We start from the raw sequence: 15,606 nt of genomic DNA, 5'->3' as shown, positions 1-15,606 counted from the left end.
ATAACGTCGGATCGTGAACAGAGATCGCAGCTCCGGGCTCGGGCTAAGCACCTGAACCCGGAGGGGCTCCGTTTGGAGGGCGGAAGTGCACAGAACTTCTGCACAGGCGCGCCGAGCTGACCTTCATTGGGGCCGCCAAAAGTTACACATTGCCCCGAGCGGACATTGCCTTGTCGCGCACCCGCGAGACTCTGCGGAATCTTAGGATCCCCTTTGGCGTCAGGGCGTGATTCAAGACTGCTTTTGGGAAGGCGATCTTGGGTGTGTCGGATCGTCTGGTGCTGAGCGATGCTCGGTGGGAGTGGATTGCGCCGCTGATCATCGGGCGGCCGGATCAGAAGGGATCGACGGGCCGGGACAATCGGATGTTTGTCGAGAGCGTGCTGTGGATCGTGCGAACGGGCTCGCCCTGGCGCGACTGACCGGACGCGTTTGGAAACCGGAACAGTGTCTTTCGCCGCCTCGGTCGCTGGAGCGCCAACGGGGTCTACGCCTAAGGCTCGTTTTTGAGCAGGCGATACGGAGGGTGCGAAGGCTTTTGAGTTGGCCCGATCAGTTATGCACGGGCCGGACCACACCCTCTTAATCAGAAGGTTCCTTGATGCAAGCCATAGCGTGTTGCCCAATAAAATCAAAGGGTTACCCGAACCCGCCCATTGAGCCGTTGTCTCCCAGGCGCCAGACGATCTCTGCAACTGCTCGACGTCCGATCGTCTGAGGCCGATCCGAACGCCTATGGCTGGCTTCACCCCCATTACAGGTCTAGCATATCCCCGACTCATTCAAAGAGGCGAGGGCGGACGCATGGGGCATGACCATCACTACGATCATGACGATCACAGCCACCTCTCCGAGATCGAGCTGCGGGTACGCGCACTCGAGTCCATTCTGGTCGAGAAAGGTTATGTCGATCCGGCCGCCATCGATGCGCTGGTCGAGACCTACGAGGTCAAGGTGGGTCCCCGCAACGGGGCCAAGGTGGTCGCTAAGGCCTGGTCCGATCCAGCCTATCGGGACTGGCTCCGGACGGACGCGACGGCCGCCATTGCCTCTCTCGGCTTCATTGGCCGCCAGGGGGAGCACATGGTGGCCGTCGAGAACACTCCGGATGAGCACAACATGGTCGTCTGCACCCTGTGCTCCTGCTACCCGTGGCCTGTGCTCGGCCTTCCCCCAGTCTGGTACAAGTCCGCTCCTTACCGCTCCCGGGCTGTGCTCGACCCTCGTGGGGTTCTGGCCGAGTTCGGTGTGCACCTGCCGGAGACCACCCGCATCCGGGTCTGGGACTCGACCGCCGAAGTCAGGTACCTCGTGATCCCGATGCGCCCCGAGGGGACAGAGGGAATGGGCGAGGAGCAATTGGCCGAACTCGTCACCCGCGATTCCATGATTGGCACGGGTCTCGCCCGGCAACCGGAGGCGATGCGATGAACGGCGCTCAGGACCTTGGCGGCATGATGGGCTTCGGCCCGATCTCCATTGAGCACGACGAGCCCTGGTTCCATGCCGAGTGGGAGCGACGGGCCTTCGGTCTGACCCTGGCCATGGGAGCGACCGGCAGCTGGAACATCGACATGAGCCGGCACGCCCGCGAGTCCTTGCCGCCCGGTGAGTACCTCACCTCGAGCTATTATGAGATCTGGACCAAGGGTGTCGAAAAGCTGGTCGTTGCGGCGGGGCTCGTCTCGAGGGAGGAGCTGACCAGCGGCCAGTCTCTTGCAGAGCCAGCGCCCATCAAGCGCGTAGTGAAGGCTGAGGACGTGCCGGCCGTGCTGGCCCGCGGTGGTCCGGCCGAGCGTTCAATCGAGCAGCCGGCGCGCTTTGCGGTTGGCGGCCGGGTCCGCACCCGCAATATGCATCCCCAAGGCCACACCCGCCTGCCGCGCTACGCTCGCGGTAAGACGGGCGTTGTCGAGCTGGTGCACGGCGCCCACGTCTTTCCGGACGCGAACGCTGATGGACAAGGTGAGCAGCCACAATGGCTCTACACGATCTGCTTCTCGGGCCGAGAGCTCTGGGGAGAGCAGGCGGATCCAACCATCACTGTCTCGATCGATGCCTGGGAGAGCTACCTTGAGCCGGCATGAAGACATCGTCCGTGTGGCCGCGCAGGTTGCGCCGATCCCTCGCGGGGACGATGGTGCGCCCGTTTTCCGCGAGCCGTGGGAGGCTCAGGCCTTCGCCATGACGCTGGCTCTGTACGAGCAGGGGCTGTTTGCCTGGACGGAGTGGGCTGCGGCGCTCTCGGCGGTCATCAAACAGGCTCAAGCGTCTGGCGACTGTGATGATGGCTCGACCTACTATCAGCACTGGCTCACTGCAATCGAACGGTTGGTCAGGGACAAGGGTATTGCGAGCGAGCAGGCTCTGGCGGAACGGCGAAATGCGTGGGATCGCGCGGCACATGCCACACCGCATGGTCAGCCGATCCTGCTCGCGAACGATCCACTCCGATAGTTGGTGAGCCAGACCGCGCAGGGCAGTGCCGCTTTTGCATCGTGGGATGATTTCAACCTGTGAGGGATGTGCTCACTCCTAAGGAGTGTCGACACATGAAAAACGACCGGCTGCTGCAGCCGGTCGTTCGGACATCGGAACCGTCGAGCATTTTTCGGCGAAGTTGATCCCGTTCGCCGTCAAAAAATGCGGCTCCGCAAAGAAGAGAGATGATTCCACGCCAGTGGAACCAGTTCTAGACGCCTTCACATCCAAGGCGCTTCAGGGCTTCGTCGACCCATGGTCTCGAAACATTGCCCTCCTGGGTCGCTGCCATGGTCTTGGCTTCGGCCGCCTGCTTTGCCTTGGCATCGGCGTAGATCGTCGCTGTGTCGCCGAAGGGGACGCAGAGCAGGCCATCGTCGTCCCCGATCATCAGGTCGCCGGGTTCAACGACCATTCCGTCGATGGCGATCGGCACGTTGATCTCGCCCGGGCCGTCCTTGTAGGGACCACGATGCGTCACCCCCGCTGCGAAAACGGGAAAATGGTGGGAGCGGATGTAGCCATAGTCGCGCACCGCGCCGTTGATCACGATTCCCGCGAGACCGATCTTCTCGGCATGGGCGAGCATGAGCTCACCGATGATGGCGTTGGTCAGGTCGCCTCCGGCATCGACGACGATGACGTCACCCGGCGCCGCGATCTGGAGAGCCTTATGGACTATGAGATTGTCGCCAGGGCGGGTCTTCACGGTCAGCGCAGGGCCTGCGAGAATGCCGCCGGCATGCAGCGGACGGAGCCGAGAGCCACCAGCGGTCATGCGCGACATGACATCGCTTACGTTGGCGACGGGCAATTCCCGAAACTGTTGGACAACGTCCGCATCGACCTTCCGCTGGCGGGGTAGAACTCTGAATCCAATTGTCACTTTGGGTGTTTCCTTTTCACGATATTGAATGGGTCCGGACGTGACGCAGGGATCGGCGTGACCGAGCCGCGTCGTATCGGATCGGTCAGCGCGCAGCGGGGGGCGCGGTCTGGAATGCCGGGTTCGCAACGCTTCTGATGTCGGGTCCGTCGCCATCCAACACGCTGATGACGTGGCGTGCGGCTGTTTCCGCCATGGCCCGCATGGCGCCTTTCGCCGCTCCGCCCGTATGCGGGGTCACGATGATGTTCGGCAGTGACCAGAGCGCGCTGCCCTTCGGCGGCGGCTCCTCTGCGAAGCTGTCGAGGCCAGCTCCCGCGATGATGCCGTTCCGCAACGCCTCCACCAGTGCCGCCTCGTCGATGATGCCTCCGCGTGCCGTATTCACAACGAAGGATGTCGGCTTCATTCGTGCGAGACGTTCCGCATCGATGAGGTGATGGGTTTCCTTCGTCAGAGGGCAGTGCAGGCTGACGATATCCGACGTCGCCAGAAGCGTATCAAGATCGGTTTCTCGGCTGACGTCCTGCGGAAGTTCGCTCGTATACGGATCAAAGACCGTGACGGGCATCCCGAGCCCACGTGCCAGCGTAGCGACCTCCTGTCCAATGGCGCCGAAGCCCACCAGTCCCAGCTTGGTGCCGGCAATGTCACGTCCGACGTAGCTGGCCTTGGGCCACTCGCCACTCTTGACAGCGCGGTCCAGCGGCATGAGGTCCTTGAGCAAGGCGATCGACAGGGCAATGGCGTGCTCGGCCACCGACCGCGCATTCGCACCAAGCGCTCGAAGAACCGGAATGCCGAGCCGAGCGGCGGCCTCAAGATCAATGTTGTTCACGCCCGTGCCGTGCTTCGCGATGACCTTCAGGCGGGGCGAGGCCGAGATGACGTTCTCATCGATCTGCCCTTGCCGGACGATCAATCCCTCGATCTGGAGGTCCGACGCGAGCTGCGCGATGTCCTCTGCCGACGCATAGGGCTTGCAGTAATGGGCCTCTAAGCCGTGCGCCGCCAAATTGGCGACGGCCTCTCCGGCGAGGGTTGCGCCTGTGACGAGCACGGCCCGGCCTCGGTATGTTGGCTGCGAATCTGACGCTTCTTCCTTTGGCTGACTTCCCAGCACTTTCCTCTCCCGTTTCAGGGCCTGCCTCCCGCCCGTCCTGCGACGTGGGATCCGGTCCCTGACAAGCTGATCGACTAAAGGATGCCGTCTCACGAAATTTTCTTGCTTGACGGTGTGCTTTGACAGAAGCACATTTCCGAAGTATTTCATAGTAAGAAATGTCGTTACGCAGAGTGAAACGATTATGCTGAGGCAGGCCCTGGACGTCGAAGCGCGGGAAGAAGGCGGGGTGATCGCTGTCGAGCGGGCCCTGGCCGTTCTCGACGCCTTCACGGCCGATGACCGGTCTCTCAGCTTGGCGGAGCTTGCGCGCCGCGTTGGCTTGTCGAAGCCGACAGTCCTGCGTTTCACCAAGTCACTCGCCCGGTCCGGTTATCTCGTCCGCAACGAGGACGCGAGCTTCCGCCTCGGGCCGAAGCTGGCCCGCCTGGGAACCCTGTACCAAGCCAGCTTCCGGATCGAGGATTACGTCCAACCGGCACTGCGCCGGCTCGCTCATGAGACGGGGGAAAGTGCCGCGTTCTATGTTCGTGAGGGCGACAAGCGCCTCTGCCTGTTCCGCGTGGATTCACCGCAATCGATTGGGCATCACGCCCGAACGGGCGATCTGCTTCCACTCGATCGTGGTGCGCCAGGACGCGTGATTCTCGCCTTCGGTGGTGAACCCGGTGAATTCTACGATCGGATCCGTCACGACCATTATTACGCAACATGCGGTGAACGCGATCCGCAGGTCGGTAGCGTCGCGTATCCCGTGTTCAGGATAGGTCAACAGCTCGCTGGGGTTCTCGCCGTGACCGGCCCGAAGAGCCGGTTCGACGCCGAGGCCATAGCCCGCCATCTGGAGCCGCTGCGATTCATCGCGAACGAACTCACGCGACAGCTCGGCGGAAAGACCGAGGACCACAATTCGCCTCTCAGGCCCCGCGCATCCACCCGCGCCTGAGGCGGATAAAGCCGACCACCAGTGATCATCATAAGGAGAGGAAACTGTGCTGAAGACGCTTAAAACACTTTGTATTGGTGCTCTCGCCATAAGCGCCACCGCGACAGCCGCTTATGCCGAGTGGCCAAAGGACCGTCCGATCGAGATCGTCGTGGCGTTCGCGCCAGGCGGAAGCACCGACGTCATGGCTCGTGCGATGCAGCCTTTCCTGGAGAAGGAACTCGGTGCGAAGACCGTAATCGTCAACAAGCCCGGCGCCTCGGGAGAGATTGCCTACACCTATCTCTCCCAGGCCAAGCCGGACGGCTACACCTTCTCGTTCATCAACACGCCTGGCTATCTGTCGATGCAGGTGCAGCGCAAGCTGCGGTACGACCCGAAGAGCATCCAGGCCGTGGCCCGCATCGTCGACGATCCGACGGCTTACGTCGTGAAAAGCGACTCCCCGATCAAATCGGTCAAGGATCTCATCGCCCAGGCCAAGGCAAAACCAGGGTCGGTGTCGGTCGGCACCTCCGGCGTCGGCACCGATGATCACCTCGCCATGATCCTGCTGGAGCAGGCGGCCGGCGTGACCCTGACCCACGTGCCGTTTCCCGGAGCCGGCGAGACCCGTACGGCCCTTCTCGGCGGACACATCACAACAGGCGGCCTGAACGTCAGCGAGTTTGCCGGCGGAGACCTGACCACCATTCGTCCTCTGGTGACGTTCGGCGACAAGCGGTCTCCCGAGGCACCGGATGTCCCGACAGCCCAAGAGCAGGGCATCGAGGTGTTCATGAGCTCGGAGCGTGGTCTGGCCTCGCGCCGTGACGTGCCCGCCGATATCCGCGCCAAGTTCTCGGAGGCGGTGAAGAAGGTCGTCGACAATCCCGAGTTCAAAGCGGAAGCCAAGAAGCTTGCTCTTCCGCTCGCCTATCTGTCAGGTGAGGAGTGGGAACAGCAGATGCCAAAGCGCCTGCAATCGTTCCAGGACATCTGGAACAAGACACCCTGGGTACAATAATGACCAGCCGCTCGAAAATTGGGCGGACCGGTAACCATCCTGACCTTCTTGCTGGTCTGATTTTCATCGTTGTGGGAGCGCTCGGCCTTTGGGGCGGGCGCGACCTACGGATGGGAAGTGCTGCCATGATGGGTCCGGGTTACCTTCCGCTGATCGTCTCGGGTCTGATCGTCCTGATCGGCCTCGGAGTGACAATCATGGGACTTCTGCGCTCCAACGAGCCTCTGGAGGTCGTTAGGCTGCGTCCGCTCCTGATCATTCTCCTCGCGATCGCGGGCTTTGCTTATGCAGCGGGATCCTTAGGCTTCATCATCGCGGTCGCTTGGCTCATCGGTGTCGGCAGCCTGGCCGATCCGGAAACGCGACTTCGTGAGGTCGCCGCCTCCATCGTGGTGCTGACGATTTTTGGCATCCTCGTTTTCATCCTTGGACTGGGCGTCCAGATGCAGTTGGGGCCTTTCTGATGGAATTTCTCGATTCGCTTATTCTTGGCTTCAGCACGGCTGCCACCCCCACCAATCTTTTGTTCTGTCTCATTGGTGCCCTGTTGGGCACCCTCATTGGCGTGTTGCCAGGGATCGGCCCGACCGCAACCCTGGCGATTCTCCTGCCGATCACGTTCTTTCTGCCACCGCTGGCGGCGCTTATCATGCTCGCGGGAATCTTCTATGGCGCGCAGTATGGAGGATCGACGACCGCGATCCTGGTGAACCTGCCAGGTGAGGCATCGTCGGTGGTGACGGCACTGGATGGCTACCAGATGGCCAAGCAGGGCCGCGCCGGAGCGGCCTTGGCCATCGCGGCACTGGGATCTTTCTTCGCTGGCACCGTGTCGACGATCGGGCTGGCGGTTGCAGGACCAACCCTCGCGAGCTTCGCACTCGACTTCGGCCCGGCCGAATACTTTTCGCTCACGGTCTTCGGATTGCTCTGCGCCACGATCCTCGCCAGCGGCTCGGTAATCAAGGCCATCGGCATGATCGGCATCGGCCTTCTTCTCGGCTGGGTCGGCACGGACGTGAACAGCGGGTCGGAGCGCCTCACCTTCGGCGCAGTGGAACTCTTCGACGGCATCGAGTTCGTCGTCATCGCCGTCGGTCTCTTCGGCATCGCCGAGATCATCACCAACCTTGAAAGCCCGGAAACCCGTGGCCTGATCGCAACCAAGATCACGCGCCTCTGGCCAACCCGCGAAGACTTCCGCAAGGCGTGGCCTGCGGTTCTTCGTGGAACAGGTCTCGGAACGTTTCTCGGTATCCTTCCCGGCGGTGGAGCTACGCTCAGCGCGTTCAGTGCCTACACTCTGGAGAAGAAGGTGTCCCGCCGGCCGCAGGAGTTCGGCAGAGGCGCTATCCAGGGCGTGGCAGGTCCGGAGGCGGCCAACAACGCAGGAGCCCAATCGTCATTCATTCCGTTGCTGACCCTCGGAATTCCCTCGAATGCGGTCATGGCGATGCTGCTGGGCGCCATGACGATTCATGGCATTACGCCTGGACCGTCCGTCATGCACAACCAACCGGATCTCTTCTGGGGTCTGATTGCCAGCATGTGGATCGGCAACCTCATGCTCCTGGTCATCAATCTTCCGTTGATCGGGCTGTGGGTCAAACTCCTGACGGTGCCGTACCGCCTTCTCTATCCGGCGATCCTGCTGTTCTGTTGCGTCGGCGTCTACAGCGTTAGCAACCGGGCTTTCGATGTCGCTCTCGCGGTCGGCTTCGGTTTCTTAGGATATCTTTTCCGCAAAGCGAAATGCGAGCCCGGCCCGCTCTTGCTCGGTTTCGTTCTCGGCCCTCTGCTGGAGACGAATCTGCGGCGTGCGATGCTCATCTCGCAGGGAAGTCCGACCGTCTTCATCGAGCGGCCGATCAGCTTGGTCCTCCTCCTTGCGTCCTTGGCCCTGTTCATCCTGCTCCTGGTGCCGGCGATCCGCAAAACCCGTGAGGATGCCTTCGTTGAAGAGGAAGCCTAAAACACTCAGACGTCGGTGTTTGGTTTGAGACTTGGTCCCGGCAAGGCATTCCGCGGTTGGATCTGCAGCCTTGCCGGGCCTTTCGTTCGACATCAGAGGATTGGACCTATGGTCCGTCCCGGCTCGTGTGAAAGCATTCCGCGTACCGTGTGCCTTTGAGGTCTCCGCAATGGGGCGACTAAAACGATGCGAAACGGATGGCATGGCGTCCGCGCGGCGTTGTCCGAGGCCAACTATCTCAACTTCACCATCGGAAATGTTGTCTCGCTCATCGGTACATGGGTGCAGCGCGTCGCACTCGGCTGGCTCATTTGGGAGCTGACGGGCTCCGGAGCATGGCTTGGTGCCGTTGCCTTTGCCGATTTGTTTCCAATGGTCGTTGTCACGCCCTTGGCCGGCGCCCTGGCGGACCGATCCGATCGGCTCCGGGTCACGAGGATCAGCCAGGCCCTGCTCATGGTTCATGCGGGTCTGCTCACAATCTTCAGCGCCCTTGGCCTGCTGTCGCCGTGGCTGATCCTGTTGCTGGCGCTGATTGCCGGAGTCGTCACGGCGTTCAACCAGCCGTTCCGCATGGCGCTCCTTCCTGGGCTCGTTGCACGCGAGAATCTGATCAGCGCCGTTGCGGTCAATTCTATCGTGTTCAATATCGCCCGTTTCATTGGCCCCGCCATCGCGGGACTCGTCATCGCGAAGGGCAGCCTCACCCTGGCGTTCGTGATCAACTTCGGAACGTTCGCGGTCTTTTCATGGACGCTCGCCCGTATTCGCCTCGTTAGCCCTGACCAATCTCCATCGACCAGCCGCAGCCTGCTGACTTCCGTTGTCGAAGGGTGGCGCTACGCGGTTGCGCATACCGGGCTGGGTGTCATGCTCCTGATGCTGACGGTCGTCTCGCTGTGCGTCCGGCCCATTCTCGAACTCCTGCCAAGCTATGCAGCCATGTTCGGGTCCGACGCGACAGGGTTCGCCCTGATGACGTCCGTGCTTGGCCTCGGGTCGCTGGTCGGTGCGACTTGGCTCAGCCGACAAGCCGATCCGAGGGCCATGGCGACGATGGCATTGTCCAACGGAGTGTTGATGGGTGCGGCACTGCTCGTTGCCGCCCTCGCACATCACAAGTGGTTGGGGCTTCTCGCCCTGTTCATCCTGGGCTTCGGCATGGTCGTGAGCGGAATTGCCAATCAGACCGTGATCCAGCTTGCCGTGCCTGATCATCTGCGGGGCAGGCTCCTCGCGCTCCACAGTATGATCTTTCGTGGGGGACCAGCCCTTGGTGCCTTGGCCATCGGTGTGCTGTCCGATCTGACGGGGCCGCGCGGACCATTGGCGGTTGGAGCGGCCCTGACCCTTGTCTTCAGCGGGATCGTCCATGTTCGGCGCAAGGTGATCCTGAGGAGCCTCGATCTATGAGAGCGACATCGGAATGTCTGGTACCCGCGGTGCCACGGTCGGTCACCGAAGCATCGTGCCGTTCCTCATTCAACAGCGATTGGAGAGAAGACTTTCATGGGAACTTCTGACACGCCGCGTGGCGTGGAGCGCTCCACGACAGACCTGGAATCCACGCCGGTGAAGGGTATCGTGCGGACGCCTCCCACGGCTCTACCGAGGCGCCTTCGCCGGATTCTTGCGCTCGATGATTTCGAGATTGCAGCACAACGCCACCTGCCGCGTCCGATTTTCGGCTACGTCTCAGGGGCTGCCGAAACCAACACCTCTCTTCGCGACAACCGCTCGGCCTTCAGGGAATTCGGTTTCGTTCCGCGGGTGCTCGTCGACGTGTCCAAGCGTACGCAGAAGGTCGAGCTGCTCGGGCATACATACGCCGCCCCCTTCGGAATTGCCCCGATGGGAATCAGTGCTCTGTCCGCCTACCGCGGCGACCTGGTCCTCGCGCGCGCGGCCAGGCGGGCGAACATCCCCATGGTGATGAGCGGGTCCTCCCTCATCCGGCTGGAGGAAGTCGCCAAGGCGAATCCTGCGGCCTGGTTCCAGGCCTACCTGCCGGGCGAGCCCGACCGAATCCTCGGATTGCTGGAGCGGGTGGAACGGGCCGGGTTCGAGACACTCGTGCTGACCGTCGATACGGCGGTACTAGCCAATCGTGAGAACAATGTCCGAAGCGGCTTCTCCACGCCTCTTCGGCCGAGCCTTCGTCTGGCCTGGGATGGGATGATACGACCGAACTGGACGCTGAACACGTTCCTCCGGACGTTGCTGAAACACGGCATGCCCCATTTCGAGAATTCCTACGCGACCCGCGGAGCGCCGATCCTGGCCAAGAGCGTGATGCGAGACTTCGGGGCGAAGGATCACCTGAACTGGCGTCATCTCGAGCTGATCCGGGAACGGTGGAACGGACGCCTGGTCGTGAAGGGCATCATGGCCAAGGAGGATGCCTGCATTGCACGGGACAGTGGCGTCGATGGTATCGTCGTCTCCAACCACGGCGGACGGCAGCTCGATGGAACGGTGTCGCCCCTGCGCGTCCTGCCGGCCATCGCGGATGCGGTGGGCGCTTCGATTCCCGTCATGATGGACGGCGGTATCCGGCGAGGTTCCGACGTACTGAAGGCCATCGCCCTTGGCGCCTCATTCGTCTTCGTCGGCCGCCCGTTCGTTTATGCGGCGGCCATCGGAGGCGAGGCCGGCGTCAGTCATGCCGTCAACATCCTTTCATCGGAGATCAGCCGGAACATGGGGCTTCTCGGGATCAGCGCGCTGGGTGAAATGCGCCCAGATCGGCTGCTCAAACTGAATGGCGTGAGCGAGGATCAGACCTAAGAGAGATGTCAGAAGGTCATCGAGTCGGGACGGTCCAATATCGCCCTTCTCGGAAGAAACCCTCTGGTCTGCTCATGGCGCGGTGAGCGGACGCTGGCTGTTCCACTATAGTTCGCGTTCGCCACGGTTTCGGAACATTCCGGTGCCGCAAATCTGCGGCCTCGCTTGGACTTCCGCCCTGAGGGCCCTATGTCCGTGTCATCACCAGCCGACCCGAACCCGTAGGCACTGGTGGCTGAGAGAGAGGTGCGCTCCCGCCTGCGAAGCAGAGGAGCGCCCTATGGCCAAGGTCGCACGCCCCGTGACGCCTGCCGACTACGACAAGCAGATGAAGGCAGCATCGATGGAAACGATCAGACGGTCGCGCGACCTGTTGGATCGGACCGAACCCCTCGTGACTGCCACGGTGGGAGGGTCCGTGATCGGATCTCGCCCTTTTGACACAGGTCAATGTGAGCCTTGCGAAATGAAGCACTGATCTCCTGACGGAGACATCCCGATGGATGATCGTGCGCTCGCCGCCTGTTACGAAGCTTGCGTCGAGGCCAGCCGCAGTGCCGGTCTGCAGCAGGCCGCCCATCAGGATTGCATGCGGCGCTGCATGGAGCTGTTGACCCGGTCGCGAAAACTTCTGGCGCAGCCCATTCATCCCTACGACCACGTGCCGCCGCATGATCCGTTCGATTTCAGGGGATTGACGACCGGGAAGGAGACTGCGGCGAGAATTGCCGGCCGGATGCAGAAGGTCACTCTGCTGCATCCAGCTTCGATTTCGCGATGGCGGAAGCCAGGGCCTGCGCCAGGTCGTCCCCGGAATAAGGCTTCACCAGAAGAACGGCGCTTCTCAGATCCGGCTCGGCCGATACGGCCTCATCTCCGGTGGCGAAAACGACGCCCAGGCGCGGTCTGATCCTCATGGCACGCCGTGCCAGCTCGGCTCCCGAGAGATCGGGGAGCCCGACGTCGGCGACCAGGAGGTCGATGGAACTGGCTTCGAGCAGAGTCAGGGCCGATGCCGCATCCCCGGCCTCCAGCACTCTATGGCCGAGTTCCGCGAGCATTTCGGCCGTGCTGCTCCGAATGAGGTCGTCGTCCTCGACCAGCAGCACCGTCCAATGCGCGATGTTCGCGACCTTCTTCGCCGCCTCCTCCGCGTGGGCGGCAGGCGCGGATGCGGCGCGGTTGCGCTGCTGCTGGTTGGCCAGAACATGACGGATCTTGCGGGCGAGGTCTTCGCGTGAATAGGGCTTCGGCAGGAGCTCCACGCCGGGATCGAGGCGCCCCCCATGCACGATGGCGTTTTCCGTGTAGCCCGAGGTGAACAGCACCGCCATGTGCGGCAGGCGGGCCTTTGCCTTGCGGGCAAGCTCAGGGCTGCGCAGCGGCCCAGGCATGACCACGTCGGTGAACAGGAGGTCGATCTCCAGCCCGCTTTCGACGATGCTCAAAGCGCTCGTCGCGTCGCGGGCCTTGAGCACGCGATAGCCGAGGTCCGACAGGAGGGCGACTGCCGTCTCGCGGACCTCGTCGTCGTCCTCCACCACAAGGACGGTCTCTGTCCCGCCCCGCACTGGCGCGGCGCGAAGATCGGTCAGCACATCCTCCTGCTCGTGCACGCGCGGCAGGTAGATCTTCACCGTCGTGCCTTGGCCGACCTCGCTGTAGATCTTGATGTGCCCGCCGGACTGCTTGACGAAGCCGAACACCATCGACAGGCCGAGGCCTGTGCCCTTGCCTTCCGGCTTGGTGCTGAAGAAGGGTTCGAACACCCGTTCCAGCACGTCCGGCGGGATGCCGCTGCCGGTGTCGGTCACGGCCAGCATGACGTACTGGCCGGCCGTTACGTCGTGCTGGCGGGCATAGCGATCGTCGAGCAGGGCATTGCCCGCCTCGATGGTCAGGCGGCCCTGTCCGTTCATCGCATCACGGGCGTTGATGGCCAGGTTCAGGATCGCGTTCTCGATCTGGCCCGGATCGACCTGGGTGTTCCAGAGACCGCCGGAGATGACGGTTTCCACCTCGATCTCCTCGCCGAGCGCCCGACGGAGCATGTCGTCCATGCCCTTGATGAAGCGGCCGACATTCACAACCTTCGGCTCCAGCGGCTGACGCCGACCGAAGGCCAGGAGCTGAGAGGCCAGCTTGGAGCCGCGCGTGACGCCCGCGAGAGCGTTCTGTACTCGCGCCTCGGCGCGCTCGTTCCCCGCGATGTCCTTTGTGAGTAGTTGCAGGTTGCCGCTGATCACCTGGAGCAGGTTGTTGAAGTCGTGGGCGACGCCGCCGGTGAGCTGGCCCAGCGCCTCCATCTTCTGCGAGCTGCGCAGGTGCTCCTCGAACTGCTTGCGCTCGGTGACATCCCGGCCCGCGGCGTAGAACTGATCGCCTTCCGGAACGCAGTACCAACTGTACCAACGGTAGGAGCCGTCCTTGGACCGCATCCGCATGTCGAAATCGCGGACGACCTGGCCTGCCGTCAGCCGTTCGAATTGCGCTCGCGTCGCGGCAAGGTCGTCCGGATGGGCCAGGGCATCGAAGGGCGTGCCGACGAGTTCCGCAGGCTGGTAGCCGAGGACCTCCGACCATGCCGGATTCAGGCTGCGATAGATCCCGTCGAGACCGCAGAGCACGAACAGGTCCTGGCTCATGCGCCAGACGGCATCGCGCTCGAAGGTGCGCTCCCTGACCTGCTGCTCCAGCGTCTCGTTCAACTGGCGCAGGGCCTTCTCGGCCCGCATCTGGTGGGTGACATCGTGGCCTTCGGCGAAGATGCCGGAAACGGACCCGTCCGCCTCGACGATCGGCTGGTAGACCAGATTGAGAAAGCGCCTTTCCAAAGGCCCGCCGGGCTCGCGCTGGATGTCGGCCGGCATGTTGCGGCCGACGAAGGGCTGGCCCGTCCGGTAGACCTCGTCGAGGAGTTCGAAGAAACCCTGGCCCGCGATCTCCGGCAACGCCTGCCGGACCGGGAGGCCGGTGAGATCGCGATGCCCGACTAGTTGCTGGTAGGCCTCGTTCATGAACTCGAACACCAGGTCAGGCCCTTGCAGGACGCACATGAAGCCCGGGGCGCGCTGGAAGAGCGCGCGAAGACGGTCGCGCTCGGCCGTCCGCAGCTCCACCTCGGACGCGAGCCGCGCATTGAGATCCTCCAGGGCCTTGGCGGCCTGCTGGCGCATCTCCAGGGCTTCCGCCAGGGCGGCGGCCCGCCGGTATTCCGCCTCATAGGCATCGGCGCTGGCGAGGCTCGACGACACCTGGCCGGCGAGGAGCTTCAGGAAGCCCAGATAGTCGGCATCGAACGGACGATAGGGGTTGAGGCCGACCACCATGGCCCCGATGGGGGCCTCCTTGCCTTGGCCGATCAGCGGTACGACGACCGCCTGGGACGGGGCACGGCCCCAGGCCCCCATGGGCAGGTCCGCAAAGCCGGACAGGTCAACCAGGGCGTCCGCCGTGTTGAGCGACCACGGGCCCGATGCGGAGCGATCCAGGGCTTGGAGCGCGGCGGCATGGGTGCCGGAGAAGCCGGTGGTGAAGGCGAGACGGGCCGAGCCGTCGTCCTCGAACAGGTAGGTCAGGCTGAAGGGAAGATCCTGAGGATTGGCCGCGAGGCCCGCCTGGGCGGCTTGCAGGACGGCCCTACGGCTGTCGGCGGCGGCGAGCCCGCTCGCCAGCACGCGCAGGGAGCCGAGCCGGCGCTCGCTGATGACGCGATCCGTGTCTTCCGAGACGGCGCAGAACACACCGCCGACGCCGCCGTCGTCGTCCAGCACGGGACTGTAGGAGAAGGTATGATAGGTCTCTTCCGGATAGCCGTGGCGTTCCAGGATCAGCAGAAGGGCGCGGTCGAACGTGGCCTCACCCTGCTCGTAGACCTTGCGTAGCCGGGGCTCGACATCGGGCCAGATCTCGGCCCAGAGCTCGCGTGTGGGCTTGGCTATGCCATCCGGGTGCTTCAGGCCGAGAGTCGGGCGGTAGGCATCGTTGTAGAGGAAGGCGATCTCCGGACCCCAGCCGAGCCACATCTCGAAGCGCGAGGTGAGAAGGATCCGGGTGGCCACCTTCAGGGCCTCGGGCCATTGCTCCGGTGGACCGAGAGGGGTTTGGGTCCAGTCCTTCGCCCGCATCAGCGCCGCCATCTCGCCATTGCCGACGAAGATTTCCGGTGTTCTGGACGTGGGGTGTGACAAGGATCCGGCCTCCAAGTTGCCAAGGCCGGGGTTTATAGGGTTGGGAGAGAGATCGTTCCAGATCAAATTGCAGAGCCCAGCTCGTCGAGTTGTCTATCACTACAACGTTGCAGCGCAGCGCCGCCGCAGCTTCGGCGTGCTCCCTTTGCCCATGATCGGACGGGCTGGTGCGGTAAGACCGTGTCCGCCCCTGACGAAGTCTGTCCCGGGCCCTC

General features: G+C 63.1%; 12 protein-coding genes and 1 pseudogene. 10 read left to right on the top strand and 3 right to left on the bottom strand.

The window, feature by feature from the left end; all coding sequences use genetic code 11:
• Positions 1 to 257 precede the first annotated feature (257 nt).
• From U0023_RS22125 to U0023_RS22110, 4 genes and pseudogenes are all read left to right on the top strand, one after another.
• Positions 258 to 491 (top strand): annotated as a pseudogene (locus tag U0023_RS22125) (transposase); the annotation flags it as partial.
• 313 nt (positions 492 to 804) lie between these two features.
• The gene (gene nthA / locus U0023_RS22120; protein ID WP_009493854.1) at positions 805 to 1,431 is read left to right on the top strand and encodes a nitrile hydratase subunit alpha; all 627 of its coding nucleotides are present in this window, start codon (positions 805 to 807) and stop codon (positions 1,429 to 1,431) included.
• Positions 1,428 to 2,087, top strand: coding sequence for a nitrile hydratase subunit beta (gene nthB / locus U0023_RS22115; RefSeq protein WP_009493855.1), 660 nt, complete (start codon positions 1,428 to 1,430; stop codon positions 2,085 to 2,087). Before nthA ends, nthB begins: the two co-directional genes overlap by 4 nt.
• A complete protein-coding gene (locus U0023_RS22110) occupies positions 2,074 to 2,457 on the top strand; it encodes a nitrile hydratase accessory protein (RefSeq protein ID WP_009493856.1) in 384 nt (127 codons plus the stop codon). Before nthB ends, U0023_RS22110 begins: the two co-directional genes overlap by 14 nt.
• Positions 2,458 to 2,692: 235 nt before the next feature.
• Here the strand turns inward: U0023_RS22110 and U0023_RS22105 are convergent, their stop codons facing one another.
• Together U0023_RS22105 and U0023_RS22100 are read right to left on the bottom strand one after the other, a co-directional pair.
• A complete protein-coding gene (locus U0023_RS22105; protein WP_009493857.1) occupies positions 2,693 to 3,367 on the bottom strand; it encodes an RraA family protein in 675 nt (224 codons plus the stop codon).
• A gap of 85 nt (positions 3,368 to 3,452) precedes the next feature.
• Positions 3,453 to 4,427: a hydroxyacid dehydrogenase gene (locus U0023_RS22100; protein WP_009493858.1), complete on the bottom strand. Its 975-nt coding sequence runs from the start codon at positions 4,425 to 4,427 to the stop codon at positions 3,453 to 3,455.
• Between the two features lie 247 nt (positions 4,428 to 4,674).
• Between U0023_RS22100 and U0023_RS22095 the strand changes: the two genes are divergently transcribed.
• The 6 genes from U0023_RS22095 (at position 4,675) to U0023_RS22070 (ending at position 11,201) form a co-directional block, all read left to right on the top strand.
• A complete protein-coding gene (locus U0023_RS22095; RefSeq protein ID WP_009493859.1) occupies positions 4,675 to 5,436 on the top strand; it encodes an IclR family transcriptional regulator in 762 nt (253 codons plus the stop codon).
• 46 nt (positions 5,437 to 5,482) lie between these two features.
• Positions 5,483 to 6,442: a tripartite tricarboxylate transporter substrate binding protein gene (locus U0023_RS22090; RefSeq protein WP_009493860.1), complete on the top strand. Its 960-nt coding sequence runs from the start codon at positions 5,483 to 5,485 to the stop codon at positions 6,440 to 6,442.
• The gene (locus U0023_RS22085) at positions 6,442 to 6,906 is read left to right on the top strand and encodes a tripartite tricarboxylate transporter TctB family protein (RefSeq protein ID WP_009493861.1); all 465 of its coding nucleotides are present in this window, start codon (positions 6,442 to 6,444) and stop codon (positions 6,904 to 6,906) included. Before U0023_RS22090 ends, U0023_RS22085 begins: the two co-directional genes overlap by 1 nt.
• A complete protein-coding gene (locus tag U0023_RS22080; protein WP_009493862.1) occupies positions 6,906 to 8,414 on the top strand; it encodes a tripartite tricarboxylate transporter permease in 1,509 nt (502 codons plus the stop codon). The genes U0023_RS22085 and U0023_RS22080 overlap by 1 nt, the downstream gene beginning before the upstream one ends.
• A gap of 186 nt (positions 8,415 to 8,600) precedes the next feature.
• Positions 8,601 to 9,827: an MFS transporter gene (locus U0023_RS22075; protein WP_009493863.1), complete on the top strand. Its 1,227-nt coding sequence runs from the start codon at positions 8,601 to 8,603 to the stop codon at positions 9,825 to 9,827.
• A gap of 96 nt (positions 9,828 to 9,923) precedes the next feature.
• The gene (locus U0023_RS22070; RefSeq protein ID WP_009493864.1) at positions 9,924 to 11,201 is read left to right on the top strand and encodes an alpha-hydroxy acid oxidase; all 1,278 of its coding nucleotides are present in this window, start codon (positions 9,924 to 9,926) and stop codon (positions 11,199 to 11,201) included.
• A gap of 746 nt (positions 11,202 to 11,947) precedes the next feature.
• Here U0023_RS22070 and U0023_RS22065 read toward each other — a convergent pair.
• The gene (locus tag U0023_RS22065; RefSeq protein WP_009493866.1) at positions 11,948 to 15,391 is read right to left on the bottom strand and encodes a PAS domain-containing protein; all 3,444 of its coding nucleotides are present in this window, start codon (positions 15,389 to 15,391) and stop codon (positions 11,948 to 11,950) included.
• Positions 15,392 to 15,606 lie beyond the last annotated feature (215 nt).

The sequence above is a fragment of the Microvirga lotononidis genome, assembly GCF_034627025.1.
Taxonomy (GTDB): Bacteria; Pseudomonadota; Alphaproteobacteria; order Rhizobiales; family Beijerinckiaceae; genus Microvirga; species Microvirga lotononidis.
This window is presented reverse-complemented; position numbering and strand designations above follow the sequence as displayed.